Here is a 20,740-nt window from a genome sequence, read left to right as displayed (position 1 = left end):
TCTCAGTGCGCCCGCCAGGCTGCCACCACCGCTTCATCCCGCCCGCGAGTCGCCAGGCAGTAGTAGAGCGGAACGGTCACCACCAGCCCAACCAGCCACGACAGGTCAGCACCCTCCACCAGGTTGGCGTAAGGCCCGACATACAGCGACGTGTTGGCGAACGGCAGCTGCACCAGGATCCCGCAGGCATAGGCGATGATCGCGTGCAGGTTGTAGCGCCCGTAGATCCCGCCATCGGCGGCGAAGATCGAGGCGATGTCGTAGTGGCCGCGCTTGATCACGTAGAAGTCGATCAGGTTGATCGAGGCCCACGGCACCAGCACCAGCAACAGCGCCAGGATCAGCCCGATGAAGTGCGAGATGAAGTCCGCCGAGGCGCCCAGCGCAGTCATGCAGCAACCGAACAGGATCACCGCCGCCAACACCACGCGCACCTTGATGCTCGGCGTCCACTGGCTGAAGAAGGTCTGGATCGCGGTGACGATCGACAGCACCGCACCGTACAGGTTGAGGGCGTTGTGGCTGATGATGTTGAGCAGGAACAGCACCATCAGGATCGGTCCGAGCCAGCCGGTGGCCTGTTTCACCGCGTCCATCGCCTCGGTACCTTCCGGTACCAGCAGCACCGCGATGGCGCCGAAGCTGAAGCACAGGATGGTGCCCAGGGTCGCGCCGAAATAGGTGGCCCAGAATGGCCGGGCAATCCCGACTTCACGAGGCAGGTAGCGCGAATAGTCCGAGGTGTAGGGCGAGAAGCTGATCTGCCAGATCACCCCCAGCGACACGGTAGCGATCCAGCCCGAGAGGTTGAACGCGCCACGGGTCAGGAAGTCGTCCGGCAGCGTCTGGCTGAACATCATCGCGAACCCGGCCAGCAGCGCCGCGCCCATGACCCAGGTGCCGATGCGGTTGAGGGTATGGATGAAGTTGTAGCCGATCACGCCAATGGCGGTGGCGCTGAGGGCGCCGATCAGGATCGACGCCGGCATCGGCACACTCGGCGCAATGCCGTGGATCGACTTGCCCGCCAGGACGATGTTGGAGATGAAGAAGCCAACGTAGATCAGTGCGGTGAAGAACACGATAAGCAGCGCGCCGTAGCGGCCGAACTGACCACGGCTCTGGACCATCTGCGGAATGCCCATCTGCGGACCTTGCGCCGAGGCCAGGGCGATCACGATCCCGCCCAGCAAGTGCCCGAGGGCGATGGCGATCAGGCCCCACAGCAGGTTGAGGTGGAACACCTGGACCACCATGGCCCCGGTGACGATTGGCAGCGGTGCGATATTGGTACTGAACCACAGCGTGAACAGATCCCGCGCCTTCCCGTGGCGCTCTGCTGGCGGAACGTAATCGACCGTATGGTTCTCGACGAACTGGTGTTGCGAAGACGGCTGGGACATGGGCAAAAAGCTCGAAAGGTTCTGTTTTTATCTTTGTAGGAAACCACTTGCGGCACGCAGCAAGCGGCGTCGAAGCTGAAGACCATATTATGGTATTCCAAGCTTTTGACAACACTGATTCGCCTTTTTGCCGACCAACTGTGCTGCCTTTTGCCCCCCCCTTCCCTTCTCTATTACCGCAAAGCCCCGTATTCATTGGGCTTTGATCTGGATCAAGACGTTCGTCAGGGCTGGAAAATTCCCCTTGCAAATTAGGTATTACGGTATACCATCAGACACATCAACGATAAAAACGCGGTCGAAACCGCTGCATCCGAGGACCACGCCATGATCGACGCAACCGTCTACAAGAACGTTCTGGGCTCCTTCCCGTCCGGCGTTACCGTGATCACCACCCTGGACGACGACGGCCAGGTCGTCGGTCTCACCGCCAGTGCCTTCAGCTCCCTGTCCATGGACCCGCCGCTGGTGCTGTTCTGCCCCAACTACAGCTCCGACTCCTACCCGGTACTGATCCAGAAAAAACGCTTCGCCATCCACCTGCTCTCCGGTCAGCAACAGGCCGAGGCCTATGCCTTCGCCAAGAAAGGCAAGGACAAGGCCCAGGGCATCGAGTGGACCCTGAGCGAGCTGGGCAACCCGCTGCTGGCCAACGCCACGGCGATCATCGAATGCGAACTGTGGCGCGAATACGAAGGTGGCGACCACGCCATCATGGTCGGCGCCGTAAAGAACCTGATCGTCCCCGCCGAAGCGCCGAGCCCGCTGGTCTACTGCCGCGGCAAGATGGCCAGCCTGCCCGCCTTCGCCTGAGCCCCTATTCTTACTTAAGTCATGCGTCTGCCTGATCCGACAGGCGACCGATAACACAGCCTGAGGAAACGCCTCATGAAATTTTCGTTGTTCGTACACATGGAACGCTGGGATGAACAGGTCAGCCACCGGCAACTGTTCGAAGACCTGACCGAGCTGACCCTGATGGCCGAGAAAGGCGGGTTCAGCACCGTGTGGATCGGCGAACACCACGCGATGGAATACACCATCTCGCCAAGCCCGATGCCGCTGCTGGCCTACCTCGCCGCCCGCACCGAAACCATCCACCTGGGCGCCGGCACCATCATCGCGCCGTTCTGGCACCCGATCCGCGTCGCCGGCGAATGCGCCCTGCTCGACGTGATCAGTAACGGTCGCATGGAAGTGGGCCTGGCCCGCGGCGCCTACCAGTTCGAATTCGACCGCATGGCCAACGGCATGCCGGCCTCCGAAGGCGGCGCCGCACTGCGTGAAATGGTTCCGGCGGTACGTGCCCTGTGGCAGGGCGACTACGCCCACGACGGCGCCATCTGGAAATTCCCCACCTCCACCTCCGTGCCCAAGCCGATCCAGAAGCCGATGCCGCCGATGTGGATCGCTGCCCGCGACCCCGACTCGCACAACTTCGCCGTGGCCAACGGCTGCAACGTGATGGTCACGCCGCTGATGAAGGGCGACGAGGAAGTGGTCGACCTGAAGAACAAGTTCGAGACCGCACTGGCCAACAACCCCGGCGTACCGCGCCCGCAACTGATGGTGCTGCGCCACACTCACGTCCACGCCGAGAACGATCCGGAAGGCTGGAAGATCGGCGCCCAGGCGATCAACCGCTTCTACCGTACCTTCGATGCCTGGTTCGGCAACAAGCAGACCCCGGAAAACGGCTTCCTGCCGCCAAGCCCGGAGGCCAAGTTCGCCGAACGTCCGGAGTTCGAACTGGAAAGCCTGCACAAGACCGCGATGATCGGTACGCCGAAGGACGTCATCGAACGCATCCGCTACTACCAGGAACTGGGTGTGGACGAGTTCAGCTTCTGGTGCGACAACAGCCTGCCGCACGAAGAGAAGCGCAAGTCGCTGGAGCTGTTCATCAACGAAGTGGTGCCGGCGTTCCGCTGATCCGCAACGCTCGTCGGGCCGGGAACCTGCGGCCCGACGCTGTGGTATATCGGTAGGAGACTTCCGATTTTTACCGCAGCGAGGTCAGGACGATGAAAACCCTTGAATGCGTGCACCGCAACCACACCATCACCGCCAGCGTCGAAGTCCACCCCGACATTCCCACGCCCTACGCCGGCGGCTGTCGGATCACCGATCCCCAAGGCCACATCAGCCGGCGCCTGCCGTTGCCGGTGTCGATGATGTACCTGGCCGACCTGGACAAGGCCCAGCATGCCTCGCTGGCCCACGGTCGATGGCTGGTGGATCAGCAACTCGACAAGCACTGACATTTCCTTTGCCCTTTCGGGCCTGATCGCCGGCCAGCTCACACAGGTTCGAGGTGCACCTCAAATCCTGGTGGGAGCTGGCTTGCCAGCGATTGCAGCAGTCAAGACACCCTGGCAGCAAAGCCTTCCACACCACCACTTATCCCCTCCCCCACAGAAATTTTCTCTCCCCTCTTGCACATCAAATATTATGGTATACCATCAGACAACAAGACCCTGAACACACTCCACAGGAGCCCCGCCCCATGAGTTTCGAAATCCGCAAGATCGTCACCTACTCCGAAGAAACCCGCATCGAAGGCGGCAAGGCCACCGACAAGCCGGTGACCATGGTCGGTCTGGCTGTCGTGATCAAAAACCCGTGGGCCGGCCGTGGCTTCGTCGAAGACCTCAAGCCTGAAATCCGCGCCAACTGCTCCGAGCTGGGTGCGCTGATGGTCGAGCGCCTGACCGCCGCCATCGGTGGCGCCGACAAGATCGAAGCCTACGGCAAGGCCGCTGTGGTCGGCGCCGACGGCGAGATCGAGCACGCTTCCGCCGTGATCCACACCCTGCGCTTCGGCAACCACTACCGCGAAGCGGTCAAGGCCAAGAGCTACCTGAGCTTCACCAACAAGCGCGGCGGCCCTGGCACCTCGATCCAGATCCCGATGATGCAGAAGGACGACGAAGGCCTGCGCTCGCACTACATCACCCTGGAAATGCAGATCGAAGACGCCCCGCGTGCCGACGAGATCGTCGTGGTCCTGGGCGCTGCCGACGGCGGCCGCCTGCACCCGCGCATCGGCAACCGCTACATCGACCTGGAAGAGCTGGCTGCGGAAAAAAACCAATAACAACATCCAACGGGCCGGGGCGTGGGTTCCCACGCCCGACTCTCAAGGAGCGCCCCACCATGATTCAGCCTGTCGCTGAACGTACACCCGCCGGCACCAGCTACCTGGCCACCGGCCAGGGCCATCCCGTGGTACTGATCCACGGCGTCGGCTTGAACAAAGAAATGTGGGGCGGACAGTTCGTCGGCCTCGCCAGCGATTACCGGGTCATCGCCTACGACATGCTCGGCCACGGCCAGAGCCCGCGTCCCGAATCCGGCACCGACCTGCAAGGCTATGCCGCGCAACTGGCCGAACTGCTGGACCATCTGCAGATTCCCCAGGCGACGGTGATCGGCTTTTCCATGGGCGGCCTGGTCGCCCGCGCCTTCGCCCTGCACTACCCGCAACGCCTGGCGGCGCTGGTGGTGCTCAACAGCGTGTTCAACCGCAGCCCCGAGCAGAGCGCCGGCGTCATCGCCCGTGCCGCCCAGGCCGCCGAGCACGGCCCCGATGCCAATGCCGAAGCGGCCCTGGCACGCTGGTTCAGCCGCGAATACCAGGCGGCCAACCCGGCGCAGGTCGCGGCCATCCGCCAGACCCTGGCCGGCAACGACCCGCAGGGCTACCTGACCACCTACGAACTGTTCGCCACCCAGGACATGTACCGCGAAGGCGACCTGGGCAGCATCCAGGTGCCGACGCTGATCGCCACCGGCGAGTTCGACCTCGGCTCGACCCCGACCATGACCCGCGAACTGGCGGCGCGCATTCCCGGCGCACAAAGCGTGGTGCTCGCCGAGCAGCGGCATATGATGCCGGTAGAGTCGCCGCGCCTGGTCAACCAGATGCTGCTGGACTTCCTCGGGCACGCCCGAACCCTCTCCGATTCAGCCAAGGGGATCGTTGCATGACGCTCACTCGTTTCCAGATGTGCATCGACGGCCAGTGGCTCGATGCGCACAACGGCAAGACCTTCGACAGCCTCGACCCGGCCACCGCGCAAGCCTGGGCACAACTGCCCGATGCCGATGAAACCGACGTCGAACGGGCCGTCCAGGCCGCCCAGACAGCCTTCGACAGCAAAGCCTGGCGCGGCCTCACCGCCACCGCACGGGGCAAGCTGCTGCGCCGCCTCGGCGACCTGATCGCCGAGAACAAGGAACACCTGGCGCAACTGGAAAGCCGCGACAATGGCAAGCTGATCCGCGAAACCCGCGGCCAGGTCGGCTACCTGCCGGAGTTCTTCCACTACACCGCGGGCCTGGCCGACAAGCTCGAAGGCGGCACCCTGCCCCTCGACAAGCCCGATCTGTTCGCCTACACCGTGCACGAGCCGATCGGCGTGGTCGCCGCGATCATCCCGTGGAACAGCCCGCTGTACCTGACCGCGATCAAGCTGGCACCCGCACTGGCCGCCGGCAACACCATCGTCATCAAGCCGTCCGAGCACGCCTCGGCGACCATCCTGGAACTGGCCCGCCTGGCCCTCGAAGCCGGCTTCCCGGCCGGCGTGGTCAACGTGGTCACCGGCTACGGCCCGAGCACCGGCGCGGCGCTGACCCGCCATCCGCTGGTACGCAAGATCGCCTTCACCGGCGGCGCCGCCACCGCCCGCCATGTGGTGCGCAGCAGCGCCGAGAACTTCGCCAAGCTGTCGCTGGAGCTGGGCGGCAAGTCGCCGAACATCATCTTCGCCGACGCCGACCTGGACAGCGCCATCAACGGCGCCGTGGCCGGCATCTACGCCGCCTCCGGCCAGAGCTGCGTGGCCGGCTCACGGCTGCTGGTGCAGGACGAGATCTTCGACGAGTTCGTCGAGCGCCTGATCGAACGCGCCAAACGCATCCGCATCGGCAACCCGCAGGACGAAACCAGCGAGATGGGCCCCATGGCCACCGCCCAGCAACTGGCGGTGGTCGAAGGCCTGGTCGCCGCCGCCAACGCCGAAGGCGCACGCCTGCGCATGGGCGGCAAGCGTGCCGAGGTCGAGGGTGAAGGCTGGTTCTACGAGCCGACCCTGTTCGAGTGCGACAGCAACTCGATGAAGATCATGCAGGAAGAAGTGTTCGGCCCGGTCGCCGCGGTGATCCGCTTCAAGACCGAGGAAGAAGCCCTGGCGATTGCCAACGACTCGCAGTTCGGCCTCGCCGCCGGCATCTGGACCCGCGACCTGGGCCGTGCCCACCGCCTGGCCCGCGACGTGCGTTCGGGGATCATCTGGGTCAACACCTACCGTGCCGTCTCGGCCATGGCGCCCATCGGTGGCTTCAAGAACAGTGGCTATGGCCGCGAAAGCGGTATCGACTCGGTGCTGGCCTACACGGAACTGAAAACGGTCTGGATCAACCTCTCGACCGCGCCCATGCCCGACCCCTTCGTGATGCGCTGACAGGTGAACTGAAATGATCGAACCCGGCATCTACAAAGACGTGATGGGCTCCTTCCCGTCCGGCGTGACCATCGTCACCACGCTGGATGCCGAGGGCGGCATCGTCGGCATCACCGCCAGCGCGTTCAGCGCGCTGTCGATCGAACCGGCGCTGGTGCTGTTCTGCCCCAACTACGCCTCCGACACCTACCCGATCCTGCGCGACGCCAAGCGCTTCGCCATCCACCTGCTGGCCGCAGGGCAGACGGCCGAAGCCTACGCGTTCGCCGGCAAGGGCAAGGACAAGGCCAAGGGCATCGCCTGGCACCTCAGTGAGCTGGGCAACCCGCTGCTGGACAACGCCACGGCGATCATCGAATGCGAACTGTGGCGCGAGTACGACGGTGGCGACCACGCCATCATCGTCGGCGAGGTGAAGAACCTGGTGCTGCCCGAGCAGCCGGCGACCCCGATGATCTACCACAAGGGCAAACTGGGCGCGCTGCCGCCCCTGGGTTGACCTTGAGGGCCCTATCGCTGGCAACGCCAGCTCCCACAGGTCCCGAGGTGCATGCGGTCACTGTGGGAGCTGGGGTTGCCAGCGATGAGGCCCTCAAGAACTACCAAGCTTTCAGGGGTTGCCGCACGCAATCGCTCACCTTCGGTTGCGGCACCCCGTTTTTCTTCTCCCCTGCAGGAACCCGAGCATGAGCAACGAAAAATTCGAAAAAGGCCTGAAGATCCGCACCCAGGTGCTGGGCGAGGACTACGTCAACCGCTCGATCCAGAACGCCGACGAGTTCAGCAAGCCGCTGCAGGAACTGGTCACCGAATACTGCTGGGGCCATGTCTGGGGCCGAGACGGTTTGTCGCTCAAGGAACGCAGCATGATAAACTTGGCCATGATTTCGGCGCTCAACCGGCCACACGAACTCAAGCTGCATATCCGAGGCGCCTTGCGCAACGGCCTGAGTCGTGAACAAATACGTGAAATCCTGCTTCAGGTCGGTATCTATTGCGGTGTACCCGCGGCCGTGGACAGCTTCCGCCTGGCCCGCGAAGCCTTCGCCGAGGCCGACTCGGAGTCAACCAGTTAAACACTGGCTGTTCGAAACCACCGCAGGGAGCACCCGGTTGTCGTGTGCTCCGATGTCGCTGGCGCAACAGCCAACTGCAGAGCGCAAACGATGAAACGCCAGCCACTCGACGACACCTTCAAGGTCAACCGCAACCCTGTCACCCTGCGCGAAATCGTGCTCGACAAACTGCGCGGCGCGATCATGAACTTCCACCTCCTGCCCGGCGACCGCCTGGTCGAACGCGACCTCTGCGACCGCCTCGGCGTCAGCCGCACCTCCGTTCGCGAAGCCCTGCGCCACCTGGAATCCGAAGGCCTGGTGGAATTCGCCGACGCCAAGGGCCCACGGGTCGCCATCATCACCCTCGAAGACGCCCGCGACATCTACGAGCTGCGCTGCGTGCTCGAAGGGCTGATCGTCCAGCTGTTCACCCTCAACGCCAAGGCCAAGGACATCCGCGCCCTGGAAAAGGCGCTGGAAGAAAACCGCGAAGCCCTCAAGGACGGCGAGCTGCAGCAGGTGCTGGAGTCGGTCCAGGGCTTCTACGACGTGCTCCTGGAAGGCTCCGGCAACCACGTCGCCGCCACCCAGTTGCGCCAGTTGCAGGCGCGCATCAGCTATCTGCGGGCGACCTCGGTGTCCCAGGAAAACCGCCGTGGCGCCAGTAACCAGGAAATGGAAAAGATCGTCGAGGCGATCAAGAGCGGCGATCCGCTGGCCGCCCACCAGGCCTCGGTGGACCACGTCCGCGCTGCCGCCAAGGTCGCCCTGGACTACCTGCGCTCCAAGCAGGAAGACAACAGCAAGATCCGTGAAATCGCCACTCCCATCGCTCTCAAAGAGCCCCGCATAGGTCGCTGATCATGCCCGCCGTCCCGCGTTTCTGCCCGCAATGCTCCGCCGCGCTGAGCCAGGGACGGCCCGACGGCGATACCCACGAGCGGCTGCTCTGCGCCGCCTGTGGCTACATCCACTACGTCAACCCGAAGATCATCGCCGGCTGCATCATCGAGCGCGATGGCAAGTACCTGCTGTGCCAGCGCGCCATCCCGCCGCGGCCCGGCACCTGGACCTTGCCGGCAGGCTTCATGGAAGCCGGGGAAACCACCGAACAGGCGGCCCTGCGCGAAGTCTGGGAAGAAACCGGCGTGCGCGCCGACATCGTCTCGCCGTACTCGATCTTCAGCGTGCCGCAGATCAGCGAGGTGTACATCATCTTCCGCGCCGTGGCGGTGGAGATCACCGGCGAATACGGCCCCGAGACCATGGACTGCCGCTTCTTCGCCCCCGATGAAATCCCCTGGGACGCCATCTACTACCCGGCGATCCGGCAGATCCTCGAACGCTACATCGAGGAACGCCAGGCCGGGGTCTACGGCATCTACATGGGCAACGACGATACCGGCAAGGTGCATTTCATCCGCTGAGGCGTTCGCGCAGAAACTCGATCAACGCCTGCACCGGCCGCGCACTCTGGCGGTGCTGGGGATAGACCGCCGACAGCTGCAACGGCTCCGGCGCGAAGTCCTGCAATACCGGCACCAGCGATCCCGCCGCCAGGGCTTCGCCGACGATGAAGGTCGGCAGGTAGGTGATACCCATCCCGCTGATGGCCGCCTCGCGCAGCAGATCACCGTTGTTCGCCCGCATCCGCCCGCACACCGTTACCACCCGCGCCTTGCCCTGCTCGACGAAACGCCACTGCACCTGGCGGCCATGGCCGTAGGGCAGGCATTCGTGGGCCGCCAGTTCATCGGGCCGTGACGGCGTGCCGTTCCGAGCCAGGTAGTCGGGGCTGGCGCAGTACACCCGCTCGATGGCCGCCAGGCGCCGGGCGATCAGGGTCGAGTCTTCCAGCACGCCGATACGCAGGGCCAGGTCGTAGCCTTCGGCGAGCAGGTCCACCGAGCGGTCGCTCAGGTCCACTTCGACGCTGACCTGCGGGTGACGCTGGAGAAAGGCCGGCAGCAACTCGCCCAGGTGCGCCACGGCAAACGACAGCGGTGCACTCAGGCGCACCGTGCCACGCGGCTCGCTGGTCTGCCCGGCGATGCCCTGTTCAACCTGCTCCACTTCGGCCAGCAGGCGCAGGGCCGATTCGTAATAGCTCTGGCCCAGCGGCGTCGGATCGAGGCGCCGGGTCGAACGGTTGAGCAGGCGCACGCCCAGGCGCTCCTCCAGGGCCATCAGCCGGCGGCTGACGAACTGCTTGGACAGGCCCAGCTTCTCGGCGGCGGCGGTAAAGCTGCCGGACTCCATGACCTGGGAAAAGATACGCATGTCTTCGAACGGGTTCATTGTCACTCTCTGGTGGACAGTCAAACGCTTTATAGCGGCTTTTTCACTCCGGCGCATCTGAATAATCTACACCCACGTTGCAGCGATGGCCCGCAGCAGAGCCCTCGCCGCCCGAATCGCAACCTTGCGTACCTCACGTGCCAACACTTACGAAGAAAAGGAATCCACAGATGAACCGCATTCACAAAACCCTCGGCGCCACCCTCCTCGCCCTCTCCATCGGCAACGCCTTCGCTGCCGGCAGCCCGGGTGTCGAACACACCACCCAGGCGTTCCTCGAAGCACTGGAACAAGGCGGCGGCAAGCCCCTCGAGCAACTGGCCCCGAAAGACGCCCGCGCCGTCCTCAGCGGTGCCCAGTCGTCGGTAAAGGTAGACCTGTCGGGGATCGAGGTCAGCGAGCGGACCATTAATGTCGGCCAGGACAAGGTTACCCTGAAGATCGTCCGCCCGGCCAAGGTCGAAGGTGAGTTGCCGGTGTTCATGTTCTTCCACGGCGGCGGCTGGGTGCTGGGCGACTTCCCGACCCACCAGCGGCTGATCCGTGACCTGGTGGTGGGCTCAGGCGCCGTGGCGGTGTATGTCGACTACACGCCGTCCCCCGAGGCGCACTACCCGACCGCGATCAACCAGGCCTACGCCGCGACCCAATGGGTGGCCGAGCATGGCAAGGAGATCGGTGTGGACAGCACCCGCCTGGCGGTGGCCGGCAACAGCGTCGGCGGCAACATGGCGGCGGTGGTGGCGCTGATGGCCAAGGAACGCAAGACCCCGGCGCTGCGCTTCCAGTTGCTGCTGTGGCCGGTGACCGACGCGAACTTCGAGACCGCTTCATACAAGCAGTTCGCCGAAGGTCACTTCCTCACCACCGGACTGATGAAATGGTTCTGGGACAACTACACCACCGACCAGGGCCAGCGTGCGCAGATCCAGGCTTCGCCGCTGCGCGCCAGCAGCGAGCAGCTCAAGGGCCTGCCGCCAGCGCTGGTGCAGACCGCCGAGTTCGACGTACTGCGTGACGAAGGCGAAGCCTATGCCCGCAAGCTCGATGCCGCCGGCGTGACCGTCACCGCCGTGCGCTACAACGGCATGATCCACGACTACGGCCTGCTCAACCCGCTGGCCAAGGTGCCAGCGGTGCAAGCAGCGATGCGCCAGGCGGCAGGCGAGCTGAAAGCCCACCTGAACTGACGTACCCACGCCACACCGACAAGCGCGCTCCCGAGAGGGAGCGCGCTGTTATTTACGCAGGGCTCTGCCAGAACGGCTCCTTGCCCGGCAGCGCTATCTGCACCCGGCCATCGTCGCGCAACGTCAGCACCGAGTTGCGGTAGAGCGCCTGTTGGTCCTTGAAGTACTTGTCCGTCGCCCAGTAAGGGAAGCCTTCCTGGGTGTAGGCAACGAAATTACCGTCCGCCTGCAGCAGCAGGCGCCCCGTTGCCGTCAGCACGACCGTGGTTGCCACGGCCCAGACCGCCTTGTTTTCGCCGGTCCTGACCACTTCCACCGCGCCACCGTGGCGGTAGTACAGGCGGTAGGTGTCGGCGGGCGACTTCAGGTAGTCGCCTGGCCGCAGATATTCGTCGACCCGCAGTTGCTCCTTGACCGTAATCTTGTAGGGCACTATCTGGAACAACCGGTCCCTGTCGAAATACTGGCTCAACATGCGGCCTTCCACTTTGTGCCCATTCGGTACGTCATGGCTCACAAGGTTCTTGCCGGTATTGGGATCATCGGACCTGCCCTGATACTTCAGGCGGAATGCACCAGGGCCTGGCTCGAAAGCGATGGACCAGCCCTCGAGCACCGTCGAGTCGTCGTGCCGCTCGCCCCCTTTTCGTTTGCCCCGCTGGATACCCGATGCGCCCCGCACGTCGTCCAGCACCAGGATTCTGTCCGATACAATCTGGCGCAAGCGGAACCGATGGTCGACGGTCGGGCTGTAGAGCCACGACTCCATGAGTTCCAGCCGCCACTCCTCGGTCCATGAAGACGCCTGCAGCCGATCTTCGTTGTCCAGCCTCAACCCGTCGCCACCCGGGACGCGAAGGGTCACGGCCGCGGCGGCATGCATCCCGTCCGACTCCTGCGCCAACTGCCGGACCAGATCCTGCACCGGCTGATGCAGGGTACAGAACATCGCGTACTCGCTCTTGTGCGTCTGTTCTTCGAAGTCGTTGAGCTCGGTGGACAGCCGGTAGGGGTTGCGCGGATCCTTGTGCGCCAGGTGCAGCAGCAGGAATGCCTTGACCTGAGCGAGGTAAAGACGGGCATAGCCGAACTTGGTGCCGTAGAAGAACGACATGAAATCGCGCTCGCGGTGTTCCTGGTAGAACTCATCGACGAAGTTTCCATCGGACCTGTTCAGCACGCGCTGGAGCTTGCTCAGGTTCGCACCGATCTCTCTGCCCGCCCGAAGACTCACGTCGCTCAGGCGCACCGACGCCTCGAAACGCTGGGCCCTGATCTCCGGCGCCCCTGCCGCTTGCTGGCGGATGCGCTCCAGCAGGTTATCGAGCGAGTCCTCGAACTCCCGGTAGCGCGCCTCTACGGTGCTGACCGCGGCGGCCAGCGGATATCGGGAGATATCAGGCTGGTAGCGGTCGATCTGGCGATGGACGGCCGCGATCCCCGAACGCACCGCGTCCAGCGCGCGAAGCCGCTGGCCCAGGATCGCACCCATCTTCTGGGCGTCGGTACTGCCGTAATTCTGCAAGAGCACTTCCCACACACCATCGAAGGCCCAGGACAGCGACCGGAATCCGGTTTGCTGCGCGAGCGATTCGGCGCTGATCTCTATGCCGTACTGGAACGGTGAACTGCTCATCGATGCCTTTCTCCCTGAATAGCACTGTGGCCAGACAACCCGGCCGACGGTCGACCGAGTGTAGGGACAGCGCGTGACAGAGGAAATAGCAAAATGCCACCAATGATTACCCTGCCAGCGCCAACCCCGCCAGATAGCCGAAGGTCATCCCCGGCCCGAGGGTGATCCCGCCGCTCGGGTAATGCCCGCCCATGATGCTGTGCATGTCATTGCCGACCGCGTGCAGGCCCGGAATCACTTCGCCGGTGGCGTCCAGCACCCGCGCCTGAGCGTCGGTCTTCAGCCCGGCGAAGGTGCCGAGGCTGCCGGGCACCAGGCGCACCGCACAGAGCGGCCCGTTCAAAGGTCGCAATGACGGATTAGGACCGTTCGACGGATCACCCAGGGCGCGGTTGTAGGCCGACTGGCCACGTCCGAAGTCCGGGTCATGTCCCACCTGTGCATGCTGGTTGAAACGCTCGATCGTGGCCTGCAACTGCTGCGGATCGAGGCCGCAGCGCTCGGCCAGCTCATATGCGTCACGCCCCCGGACCAGATAGCCACGGCGCTGGTAATACCAGAGCGGAAAGGGAAACGGCTTGGCCCAGCCCAGGCCGAAGCGCCGCTGCGCCTGCCGGTCGCAGATCATCCAGGCGTAAGGCTGCTGCCCGGCCGGTGTGCGGGCGAACAGGTTGTTCATGAAGTCGTGGTAGCAGTCGGCTTCGTTGGTGAAGCGCCGGCCCTCGCCATCCACGGCGATAAAGCCCGGTTTGCCGCGATCCACCAAGTGTGGAAAGCGTCCGGTCGAGCCGTCGCGACGAGGTACCAGCGACACCGGCACGAATGCCGCGTCATGGGCCAGATCCTCGCCCAGCAAGCCACCAGCCTGCTCGCCGAGGCGCAGGCCGTCACCGCTGTTGCTGGTGGGCGCCGCGCAGTGATGGACATGGCCAAGCCGCTGCGCCAGCCGGGGTCCGTCGTGGGCGAAACCGCCACAGGCCAGAACCACACCACGCCGCGCCAGCACATCGCACTCCTTGCCGTCACGCCGCAAGACCGCACCGCTGACGCGACCGTCATGGCGTAGCAACCGTACCGCCGGACTGTCGCTGAACAGCTGTACCTGCCGGTCCAGCGCACTGCGCAGCAGCCGCGCCACCAGCGCATTACCATTGACCAGATGCATGCCACGTCGGTACAGCAACAGGTCGCGGGCATGGCGCAGCAAGCGCCCGCCCACATGCCAGGCGGCCTTTGCCGAGCGGCGGACATTGAAGAACGCTCCCAGGTCGGCGCCTCCGGCAATGCCCATGCCGAACAGGCTGACGATATCCAGGGGCGGTCGCAACCGCTCGATCCACGGCCCCAGTTCGCGGCCGTCGTACGGCTGCGCACACAGCGAGCGGCCGCCCCTGGCCGAGCCTTCGCCATCGCGCATGTCCGGCATGGCGCTGCCGGAATAGAACTGCACGGCGGTATGACGCTGGAAGAACGAGACCATCTCCGGGCCCCGTTCGAGGTAGGTGCGCTGTTGTTCGCTCAGGTGCTCGCCGTGAACCTGCGCCAGCAGGTAGCGCGCGGGTGCGTCCTCCGGCTCTACCCTACCCTCGGCCACTGCCAGCGGGTTGCCCGGCACCCACAGCCAGCCGCCGGACCAGGCGCTGGTGCCACCGAACCAGCGGGTCTTCTCCGCGACGATGACCTTCAGTCCCTGCTGCGCCGCCGTCACCGCCGCCGCCAGACCAGCGGCCCCGGAGCCGATCACCAGCACATCGCATTCAAGCTGTTGCATTGCGTGTTGCCTTTTCTGGGGCCGCGGTGCGGCCCTTCGCGAGCGAGCTCGCTCCCACAGGGAATGGAATTCCCCGAACCGGTCACTTCAGCGGCGAGAACCCGGTCGGGCGCATCAACCGCGACTCCAGTTTCAGCACCGCACCCAGCTCCTTGTTCTTGCGGCCGAACTCGGCCCAGCGCGGGTCGGCGGCCATGCTGGCGCGGCGGGCGGCGCGGTCATCGAGGCTCTCGTAGGCCCAGATATGCACCACCTGGTTGGCCTCGCCGAACTCGGTGGTGAAGAACCCCACCAGGTTGCCCAGGTGTTCAGTCTGCACCGCCAGCGCATCGCTCTGGTACAGCGCCAGCCAGTCGGCCATGCGGGTCGGGCTCAGGGTGTAGGTGCGCAGTTCGTAGTACATGGTCATTGTTCCTGGATGAGTGAAGGGGTTTGCGCCAGCCGTTCGGCGGCATGGCAGGCGGCGAGCCAGCCGAAGGTCAGGCCGGGGCCGAGGGTGATGCCGGGGCCGGGATAGGTGCCGTCCATCAGCGAGTTCATGTCGTTGCCGGCGGCGTACAGGCCGGGAATCGGCGCGCCGCTGGCGTCCAGCACCCGCGCCGCGCTGTCGGTGGCAAGGCCACGGGCCGAGCCGAGGTCGCCGGTGTGCAGGCGGATCGCGTACCACGGCGCCTTGAGCAACGGCGCGTTGCACGGGTCAGGTCGGTGGTCGGGATCGCCCATGTAGCGGTTGTAGCTGTTGCCGCCCTTGCCGAACTGACGATCGACGCCGTCGCGGGCGTCGCGGTTGTAGCGCTCCAGCGTGCGGCGCAAGCCGTGGGGATCGACGCCGACCCGGGCTGCCAGTTGCTCGGCCGTGTCGGCACGGAAGAGGTAGCCGGCCTCGATCAGCGCGCCGTTGTCCACCGGCTTGGGCCGGGCCAGGCCCAGTCCGTATTTGTTCAGCGCCTCGGCGTCGCAGATCAGCCAGCACGAGGTATTGCCGGTGGCGAACATGGTCTGGACGAAGTGGTGATAGGAGTCGGACTCGTTGACGAAGCGTTCGCCGGCACTGTTGACCGCAATCACGCCAGGCTTGGCACGGTCGGTCACCAGGTGCGGGAAGCGTTCGCGCACGCCGTTGCGGTGCAGCACCTCCGATACCGGCGCCAAGAAGAAATTGGCGGCGAGGCCCTGCCCCAGCGCCGCGCCAGCTTGCTGGCCGAGGTGCAGGCCATCGCCCACGTTGGTCTCGGGCGACATGCTCAGGTGTGGCGCGTCGCCCTGGGGACGCTGCGCCGCAGCCTCCGGCCCCGCCGCGAAACCACCGGTGGCACAAACCACGCCACCATGAGAGCGCACTCGCAGCTGGCGACCGCCACGCTCGATCACCGCGCCCACCACGGTGCCGCCTTCGACGATCAGTGATCGGGTCTGGCTGTCCAGCCACAATTCGAGACCGTGGGCGAACGCGGTGGTCGCCAGCCGGGCGATCAGCGCGTTGCCAGTGGTGAGCCGAGTGCCACGGGGATGACTCAGGCGGTCAATGGCATAGCGCCCCATGAGTTTCAGGCAATGCAGCAACGAGCGCGGCGAGCGACGGAAACTGAGGAAATGCTGGATATCGACGCGATTGACCATCATCCCGCCGAACAGCAGCATGCCCGCCGGCGGCATCTTCAGGTCCTTGAAGTGCGCGCCCAGGTGGCGGCCGTCGTATTCGAGCATTTCCAGTGCCCGGCCACGCTCGGTGGCGCCCTCCTCGTCCGGGTAGTAATCCGGTGACAGCGGGCGCAGGGCGTACTTGAGTTCGGTGTTGGCTTCCAGCCAGCGCAGTGCCTGATGGCCCTGCTCGATATAGGCATCCACCAGCGCGGCGTTGTAGCCGGGGCCAATGACCTTCTGCAGATAGCGGCGCATGGCCTCGGCGCTGTCCTGCACACCGGCGGCATGGGCCTGGTCGGTGCCGTACAGCCACACGGCGCCACCGGAGATCGCCGACGTGCCGCCGAACTGCGCGGCCTTCTCCACCAGCAACACCTTGAGGCCCTTGCGCGCCGCCGTGGCAGCGGCGGCGAAACCGGCGGCGCCGCTGCCGAGCACGATCAGGTCGAACGCCGCGTCGCTGCCATCGGGAAAACGGGTTGCGCTGTTCATCGTCCGGCCCTCACAACTGCAAGGGCGTGACGCCCATGAAATGACCGAGGTTGCCGAGCTGCGCCAGGGCCATCTGCGGGCCGGTCTGCACGCTGCAGCCACGGGCACGGGCGGCGGCCAGCAACGGGGTGATTTCCGGTGACGTCACCACATCGGCCACCAGGGTCGAGGCGGCCAGCTGGTCCAGGTGAACCGCAGGCAGCGGCAACTCACCGGTGCCGCCCATGCCCGCAGGCGTGGCATTGACCAGCAGATCGAAGCCCGCCAGCGAGTCGTAGCCGATCTCCACATCAACCTCGGCAAAGGCCTTGCGCAGCAGCGCCGCCAGTGCCTCGCAGCGCGCCAGGCTGGCGTCGCTGAGCACCAGCGACACGACCCCGGCCTGGCACAGCGACCAGGCGATCGCACTGCCAACGCCGCCGGCGCCAATCACCAGGGCACGCTTGCCGCGGGCCTGGAAGCCATTGAGGCAGGCGGCGTTGAGAAAGCCTTCGCCATCGACGTTGTCGCCCAGCAGGCGACCATCGGCCTGACGCCGGATGACATTCACCGAGCCCAACGCGGCAGCGCGTTCGCTGACTTCGTCCAGACGCCCGGCCAGGACCTGCTTGTACGGCACCGTCACCACCACGCCGCGCAGGTTCTGCCAGCCACGGAGGGTGTCGATGAAGGCATCGAGGGCCTCCTCGCGGATATCGATGGGCAGCATCGCCAGGTTGCGGCTGTTGTCCTGGAACCAGCGATTGAAGTTTTCCGGGGATTTGACCTGGGTGATGGGCGACCCGACGATCGCCACCAGTTCAGTGGATCCGTGCAGCATGCTGACCTCCAGAAGGTCGTTGTTGTTATGCCGTCAGGTTGCGTGACGGCGCTGAAGCGGCCAATGGCGCAGATCGTGGTTCTGGTTGTTATTCGCAGCATCACTGCGATAATCGCGTTATTCGTCGAAATCTGCGGAGTCACCATGACCCAGCCCAGCATTCATCCACGGGACCTGATCGCCGGCCTGCAAAAGGGCCTGGCACTGATGCAACTGTTCAGCGTCGACCAGCCGAAACTCACCGTGCCCCAGGCCGCCAGCCTGTCGGGCATGACCCCGAGCGCCGCACGGCGCTTTTTGCTGACCCTGGTACACGATGCCTTCGTCGAAACCGATGGCCGCCACTACTGGCTGACACCCAAGGCCCTGCGCATTGGCCAGGCCTATGTGGATTCGGCGCAATTGCCGCGGATGCTGCGACCGGTGGTGGAACAGGTGGCGCGGACCACCCAGGAACATGTGTCGGTGGGCACCCGCGACGGCGACGAGATCGTGCACATCGTCCGCAGCCGCTACAGCCATGTGGCGTCGCTGTCGATCCGCCCCGGCTCGCGGGTACCGATGTACTGCACCGCCAGCGGCCGCCTGTGGCTGGCGGCGCTGGCTCCGGCGGAGCTGGACGCCTACTTTGCCCGCACCGAACTGCGCGGCCTGACGCCCTACACCTGCATCGACGAAGCGACCCTGCGCGAAGAACTGAAAGCCATCGCCCGCCAGGGCTTTGCGGCGGTAGACCAGGAATTCGAAGTGGGCATGCGCGTGCTCGGCGTGCCGCTGCCGGATCGCCACGGAGTGCTGCGCTCGACCCTGGCGATCACCAGCCATGCCTCGCGCATCAGCCTGGACGAGATGAAAAAGCGCTTTCTGACGCCGCTGTACGAAGCGCAAGCCTTACTCAAACCCGTGCTGGACTGAAGTAACACGTCGCTTATCTCCAATTCGAATAAATTTATTTTTATTAAGAATTGGACGGAATAACACGTCCCCTCTAAAAATCCCCGCCTGTCGAACAGTGTTCACCCAACAACTGTTCGCCCACCAACAGCAGATCAACAGTTGCGTCGCCCGGGCAACACAGCCTTTGCTTAAAAAGCGACGCAACCTGTTGATTCACAACGATTTCAAAAACTGGAACGGCTCTTGCTCCACCCCAGGCAACCCTCCGCGCCAAAGGAATCGAATCAATGAGCACTGCTTTCAATATCGTCGCTGTTTCCGGTGGGGCCTGGCGCCCATCGCGCACCCTGGTCCTGACCGAAGCGCTGATCACCGCCCTCGGCCAGCACCTGGATTTCAACGTCAAGGTCATCGAACTGGGCGATATCGCCCGTCCTGTAGGCGGCGCGCTGTCCCGTGCCGAATTGCCGATTGAGGTCGAAGCGCAACTGCTGGCCATCGAACAGGCCGACCTGCTGATCGTCGCCGCACCGGTCTACCGCGGCTCGTACCCGGGCCAGTTCAAGCACCTGTTCGACCTGATCGGCCAGGATGCACTGATCGACACCCCGGTGCTGCTGGCCGCCACCGGTGGCAGCGAGCGCCACGCGCTGGTCATCGATCACCAGTTGCGCCCGCTGTTCAGTTTCTTCCAGGCGCTGACCCTGCCCATCGGCGTCTACGCCTCGCAAGCCGACTTCCACGACTACCAGATCACCAGCCCGGCCCTGCAGGCGCGTATCGCCCTGGCCGCCGAGCGGGCCGCCGCGACCCTGGCCGGCGTGGTCACCGACAGCGCCCTGCGCAAGATCGCCTGAGGCCGATGTCGACCATGAACCTGCCTTCCCGATCCCTGCAAACCCCAGTGCAAATCGCCCGTGAACTGGCCGCGCAATTCGCCGAGACGGCGGTCGAGCGCGATGCCCGTGGCGGCACGCCCAAGACCGAACGCGACGCCCTGCGCGCCAGCGGCCTGCTCGGCCTGGTGATCCCCACCCAGTACGGCGGCCTCGGCGCCACCTGGACAGAAACCTTTGAAGTGGTGCGTCAGTTCGCCCGGGTCGATAGCTCCATCGCCCATGTCTTCGGCTTCCAGCACCTGATGCTGGCCACCGTGCGCCTGTTCTCGCGCCCCGAACAATGGGAGCCGTGGTTCGAACTGACCGCCCGCAAAGACTGGTTCTGGGGCAACGCCCTCAACCCGCTGGACACCCGCACGGTGGTCAAGCGCTTCGATGGCTGGTGCGAGTTCTCCGGCAAGAAGAGCTTCTGCTCCGGCGCCAGCGACTCGGAAATGCTCATCGCCTCGGCGGTGGACGAAAGCGCCGGCGGCAAGCTGCTGATCGCCGCCATCCCCAGCGGCCGCACCGGCATCACCCTGCACGGCGACTGGGACAATATCGGCCAGCGCCAGACCGACAGCGGCAGCGCCACCTTCGAGCGGGTGCGGGTCGAACACAGCGAACTGCTGCTCGATCCAGGCCCGCTGAGCACGCCGTTCGCCTGCCTGCGCCCGCTGATCGCGCAACTGCATTTCGCCAATATGTTCCTCGGCATCACCGAAGGCGCCTTCGAAGAAGCGCGCCAGTACACCCTCAACGAAAGCCGGCCATGGTTCCGCTCCACAGCGCGTCACAGCGGCGAAGACCCCCATGTGCTGCGCCACTACGGTGAGTTCTGGGTCGGACTGGAAAGCGTGCGCCTGCTGATCGAACGCGCTGCGGACCTGCTCGACCGCGCCTGGGCCAAGGAACACGCACTGGGCGCCGAGGAGCGCGCGCAACTGGCGCTGGCCATCGGCACCGCGAAAGTGGCCGCCACCCGCCACGGCCTGGATATCTGCAACCGCCTGTTCGAAGTCACCGGCGCCCGCGCCACCCACGCCTCGCTGCGCTTCGACCGGCACTGGCGCAACCTGCGCACCCAGACCCTGCACGACCCGCTGGATTACCGCATCCACGAGCTGGGCGAGTGGGCGCTGAACGGTACGCGCCCGACCCCGACCTTCTACTCATAAGGCCCGT

The 20,740-nt window shown here is 65.0% G+C and carries 21 protein-coding genes; 14 read left to right on the top strand and 7 right to left on the bottom strand.

Going from position 1 to position 20,740, the window contains the following annotated elements; translation table 11 throughout:
* Positions 1-2 precede the first annotated feature (2 nt).
* Positions 3-1,403, bottom strand: coding sequence for a purine-cytosine permease family protein (locus AC05QJ_RS16170; protein ID WP_476747826.1), 1,401 nt, complete (start codon positions 1,401-1,403; stop codon positions 3-5).
* A 327-nt stretch (positions 1,404-1,730) separates the two neighbouring features.
* On the opposite strand from AC05QJ_RS16170, the gene AC05QJ_RS16165 reads away from it, so the two are divergent.
* The 10 genes from AC05QJ_RS16165 to AC05QJ_RS16120 all read left to right on the top strand — a co-directional run bounded on the left by AC05QJ_RS16165 (position 1,731) and on the right by AC05QJ_RS16120 (position 9,356).
* A complete protein-coding gene (locus AC05QJ_RS16165) occupies positions 1,731-2,216 on the top strand; it encodes a flavin reductase family protein (RefSeq protein ID WP_476747825.1) in 486 nt (161 codons plus the stop codon).
* A gap of 75 nt (positions 2,217-2,291) precedes the next feature.
* Positions 2,292-3,335, top strand: a complete 1,044-nt coding sequence (locus tag AC05QJ_RS16160) for an LLM class flavin-dependent oxidoreductase (protein WP_476747824.1) — start codon at positions 2,292-2,294, stop codon at positions 3,333-3,335.
* Positions 3,336-3,427: 92 nt separating this feature from the next.
* Positions 3,428-3,664, top strand: a complete 237-nt coding sequence (locus AC05QJ_RS16155) for a hypothetical protein (RefSeq protein WP_476747822.1) — start codon at positions 3,428-3,430, stop codon at positions 3,662-3,664.
* 245 nt (positions 3,665-3,909) lie between these two features.
* Positions 3,910-4,500, top strand: coding sequence for an amino acid synthesis family protein (locus AC05QJ_RS16150; RefSeq protein WP_476747821.1), 591 nt, complete (start codon positions 3,910-3,912; stop codon positions 4,498-4,500).
* Between the two features lie 59 nt (positions 4,501-4,559).
* Positions 4,560-5,393 carry an alpha/beta fold hydrolase gene (locus AC05QJ_RS16145; protein ID WP_476747820.1) on the top strand — a complete coding sequence of 278 codons (834 nt, stop codon included), beginning with the start codon at positions 4,560-4,562 and terminating at the stop codon, positions 5,391-5,393.
* The gene (locus AC05QJ_RS16140; RefSeq protein WP_476747819.1) at positions 5,390-6,871 is read left to right on the top strand and encodes an aldehyde dehydrogenase; all 1,482 of its coding nucleotides are present in this window, start codon (positions 5,390-5,392) and stop codon (positions 6,869-6,871) included. Before AC05QJ_RS16145 ends, AC05QJ_RS16140 begins: the two co-directional genes overlap by 4 nt.
* 13 nt (positions 6,872-6,884) lie before the next feature.
* Positions 6,885-7,370 (top strand): flavin reductase family protein, encoded by a 486-nt coding sequence (locus AC05QJ_RS16135; protein ID WP_476747818.1) that lies wholly within the window; start codon positions 6,885-6,887, stop codon positions 7,368-7,370.
* A gap of 187 nt (positions 7,371-7,557) precedes the next feature.
* Entirely contained in the window at positions 7,558-7,947 is a 390-nt protein-coding gene (locus AC05QJ_RS16130) for a carboxymuconolactone decarboxylase family protein (protein WP_476747817.1), read from the top strand.
* A gap of 90 nt (positions 7,948-8,037) precedes the next feature.
* Positions 8,038-8,790 carry a GntR family transcriptional regulator gene (locus AC05QJ_RS16125; RefSeq protein WP_476747816.1) on the top strand — a complete coding sequence of 251 codons (753 nt, stop codon included), beginning with the start codon at positions 8,038-8,040 and terminating at the stop codon, positions 8,788-8,790.
* 2 nt (positions 8,791-8,792) lie between these two features.
* Positions 8,793-9,356 (top strand): NUDIX hydrolase, encoded by a 564-nt coding sequence (locus AC05QJ_RS16120; RefSeq protein WP_476747815.1) that lies wholly within the window; start codon positions 8,793-8,795, stop codon positions 9,354-9,356.
* On the opposite strand, the gene AC05QJ_RS16115 is transcribed toward AC05QJ_RS16120, so the two are convergent.
* Complete coding sequence (locus AC05QJ_RS16115; RefSeq protein ID WP_476747814.1) at positions 9,346-10,227, bottom strand: LysR family transcriptional regulator; 882 nt, start codon at positions 10,225-10,227, stop codon at positions 9,346-9,348. The genes AC05QJ_RS16120 and AC05QJ_RS16115 overlap by 11 nt on opposite strands.
* 170 nt (positions 10,228-10,397) lie before the next feature.
* Between AC05QJ_RS16115 and AC05QJ_RS16110 the strand changes: the two genes are divergently transcribed.
* The gene (locus tag AC05QJ_RS16110) at positions 10,398-11,417 is read left to right on the top strand and encodes an alpha/beta hydrolase (RefSeq protein ID WP_476747813.1); all 1,020 of its coding nucleotides are present in this window, start codon (positions 10,398-10,400) and stop codon (positions 11,415-11,417) included.
* A 52-nt stretch (positions 11,418-11,469) separates the two neighbouring features.
* Here AC05QJ_RS16110 and AC05QJ_RS16105 read toward each other — a convergent pair whose 3' ends face one another.
* The 5 genes from AC05QJ_RS16105 to AC05QJ_RS16085 all read right to left on the bottom strand — a co-directional run bounded on the left by AC05QJ_RS16105 (position 11,470) and on the right by AC05QJ_RS16085 (position 17,780).
* Positions 11,470-13,053 carry a hypothetical protein gene (locus tag AC05QJ_RS16105; RefSeq protein WP_476747812.1) on the bottom strand — a complete coding sequence of 528 codons (1,584 nt, stop codon included), beginning with the start codon at positions 13,051-13,053 and terminating at the stop codon, positions 11,470-11,472.
* A gap of 106 nt (positions 13,054-13,159) precedes the next feature.
* On the bottom strand, positions 13,160-14,824 hold the full coding sequence (locus AC05QJ_RS16100; protein WP_476747811.1) for an FAD-dependent oxidoreductase: 1,665 nt from the start codon (positions 14,822-14,824) through the stop codon (positions 13,160-13,162).
* Between the two features lie 82 nt (positions 14,825-14,906).
* The gene (locus AC05QJ_RS16095) at positions 14,907-15,227 is read right to left on the bottom strand and encodes an NIPSNAP family protein (RefSeq protein WP_262130507.1); all 321 of its coding nucleotides are present in this window, start codon (positions 15,225-15,227) and stop codon (positions 14,907-14,909) included.
* Between the two features lie 2 nt (positions 15,228-15,229).
* The gene (locus AC05QJ_RS16090) at positions 15,230-16,960 is read right to left on the bottom strand and encodes an FAD-dependent oxidoreductase (RefSeq protein ID WP_476747810.1); all 1,731 of its coding nucleotides are present in this window, start codon (positions 16,958-16,960) and stop codon (positions 15,230-15,232) included.
* Between the two features lie 10 nt (positions 16,961-16,970).
* The gene (locus AC05QJ_RS16085) at positions 16,971-17,780 is read right to left on the bottom strand and encodes a shikimate dehydrogenase family protein (protein ID WP_476747809.1); all 810 of its coding nucleotides are present in this window, start codon (positions 17,778-17,780) and stop codon (positions 16,971-16,973) included.
* Positions 17,781-17,924: 144 nt separating this feature from the next.
* Here AC05QJ_RS16085 and AC05QJ_RS16080 point away from each other — a divergent pair, with 144 nt between their 5' ends.
* The 3 genes from AC05QJ_RS16080 to AC05QJ_RS16070 all read left to right on the top strand — a co-directional run bounded on the left by AC05QJ_RS16080 (position 17,925) and on the right by AC05QJ_RS16070 (position 20,733).
* A complete protein-coding gene (locus AC05QJ_RS16080; protein ID WP_476747808.1) occupies positions 17,925-18,695 on the top strand; it encodes an IclR family transcriptional regulator domain-containing protein in 771 nt (256 codons plus the stop codon).
* A 269-nt stretch (positions 18,696-18,964) separates the two neighbouring features.
* Entirely contained in the window at positions 18,965-19,534 is a 570-nt protein-coding gene (msuE, locus tag AC05QJ_RS16075) for an FMN reductase (RefSeq protein ID WP_476747807.1), read from the top strand.
* Between the two features lie 14 nt (positions 19,535-19,548).
* A complete protein-coding gene (locus AC05QJ_RS16070) occupies positions 19,549-20,733 on the top strand; it encodes an acyl-CoA dehydrogenase family protein (protein ID WP_476747806.1) in 1,185 nt (394 codons plus the stop codon).
* Positions 20,734-20,740: the final 7 nt, after the last annotated feature.

The organism is Pseudomonas sp. TUM25319 (genome assembly GCF_056388475.1).
Note: the sequence above shows the minus strand (reverse complement) of the source record. Positions and strands in the feature narration are given on the sequence as shown.

Excerpts from the sequence above, each read along its gene's own strand:
- AC05QJ_RS16095 (WP_262130507.1), bottom strand. The coding sequence starts at position 15,227 with ATGTACTACGAACTGCGCACCTACACCCTGAGCCCGACCCGCATGGCC.
- AC05QJ_RS16140 (WP_476747819.1), top strand. The coding sequence starts at position 5,390 with ATGACGCTCACTCGTTTCCAGATGTGCATCGACGGCCAGTGGCTCGAT.
- AC05QJ_RS16070 (WP_476747806.1), top strand. The coding sequence starts at position 19,549 with ATGAACCTGCCTTCCCGATCCCTGCAAACCCCAGTGCAAATCGCCCGT.
- AC05QJ_RS16080 (WP_476747808.1), top strand. The coding sequence starts at position 17,925 with ATGACCCAGCCCAGCATTCATCCACGGGACCTGATCGCCGGCCTGCAA.
- AC05QJ_RS16145 (WP_476747820.1), top strand. The coding sequence starts at position 4,560 with ATGATTCAGCCTGTCGCTGAACGTACACCCGCCGGCACCAGCTACCTG.
- AC05QJ_RS16125 (WP_476747816.1), top strand. The coding sequence starts at position 8,038 with ATGAAACGCCAGCCACTCGACGACACCTTCAAGGTCAACCGCAACCCT.
- msuE (WP_476747807.1), top strand. The coding sequence starts at position 18,965 with ATGAGCACTGCTTTCAATATCGTCGCTGTTTCCGGTGGGGCCTGGCGC.
- AC05QJ_RS16100 (WP_476747811.1), bottom strand. The coding sequence starts at position 14,824 with ATGCAACAGCTTGAATGCGATGTGCTGGTGATCGGCTCCGGGGCCGCT.
- AC05QJ_RS16090 (WP_476747810.1), bottom strand. The coding sequence starts at position 16,960 with ATGAACAGCGCAACCCGTTTTCCCGATGGCAGCGACGCGGCGTTCGAC.
- AC05QJ_RS16160 (WP_476747824.1), top strand. The coding sequence starts at position 2,292 with ATGAAATTTTCGTTGTTCGTACACATGGAACGCTGGGATGAACAGGTC.
- AC05QJ_RS16130 (WP_476747817.1), top strand. The coding sequence starts at position 7,558 with ATGAGCAACGAAAAATTCGAAAAAGGCCTGAAGATCCGCACCCAGGTG.
- AC05QJ_RS16150 (WP_476747821.1), top strand. The coding sequence starts at position 3,910 with ATGAGTTTCGAAATCCGCAAGATCGTCACCTACTCCGAAGAAACCCGC.
- AC05QJ_RS16165 (WP_476747825.1), top strand. The coding sequence starts at position 1,731 with ATGATCGACGCAACCGTCTACAAGAACGTTCTGGGCTCCTTCCCGTCC.
- AC05QJ_RS16085 (WP_476747809.1), bottom strand. The coding sequence starts at position 17,780 with ATGCTGCACGGATCCACTGAACTGGTGGCGATCGTCGGGTCGCCCATC.
- AC05QJ_RS16135 (WP_476747818.1), top strand. The coding sequence starts at position 6,885 with ATGATCGAACCCGGCATCTACAAAGACGTGATGGGCTCCTTCCCGTCC.
- AC05QJ_RS16105 (WP_476747812.1), bottom strand. The coding sequence starts at position 13,053 with ATGAGCAGTTCACCGTTCCAGTACGGCATAGAGATCAGCGCCGAATCG.
- AC05QJ_RS16170 (WP_476747826.1), bottom strand. The coding sequence starts at position 1,403 with ATGTCCCAGCCGTCTTCGCAACACCAGTTCGTCGAGAACCATACGGTC.
- AC05QJ_RS16110 (WP_476747813.1), top strand. The coding sequence starts at position 10,398 with ATGAACCGCATTCACAAAACCCTCGGCGCCACCCTCCTCGCCCTCTCC.
- AC05QJ_RS16120 (WP_476747815.1), top strand. The coding sequence starts at position 8,793 with ATGCCCGCCGTCCCGCGTTTCTGCCCGCAATGCTCCGCCGCGCTGAGC.
- AC05QJ_RS16115 (WP_476747814.1), bottom strand. The coding sequence starts at position 10,227 with ATGAACCCGTTCGAAGACATGCGTATCTTTTCCCAGGTCATGGAGTCC.
- AC05QJ_RS16155 (WP_476747822.1), top strand. The coding sequence starts at position 3,428 with ATGAAAACCCTTGAATGCGTGCACCGCAACCACACCATCACCGCCAGC.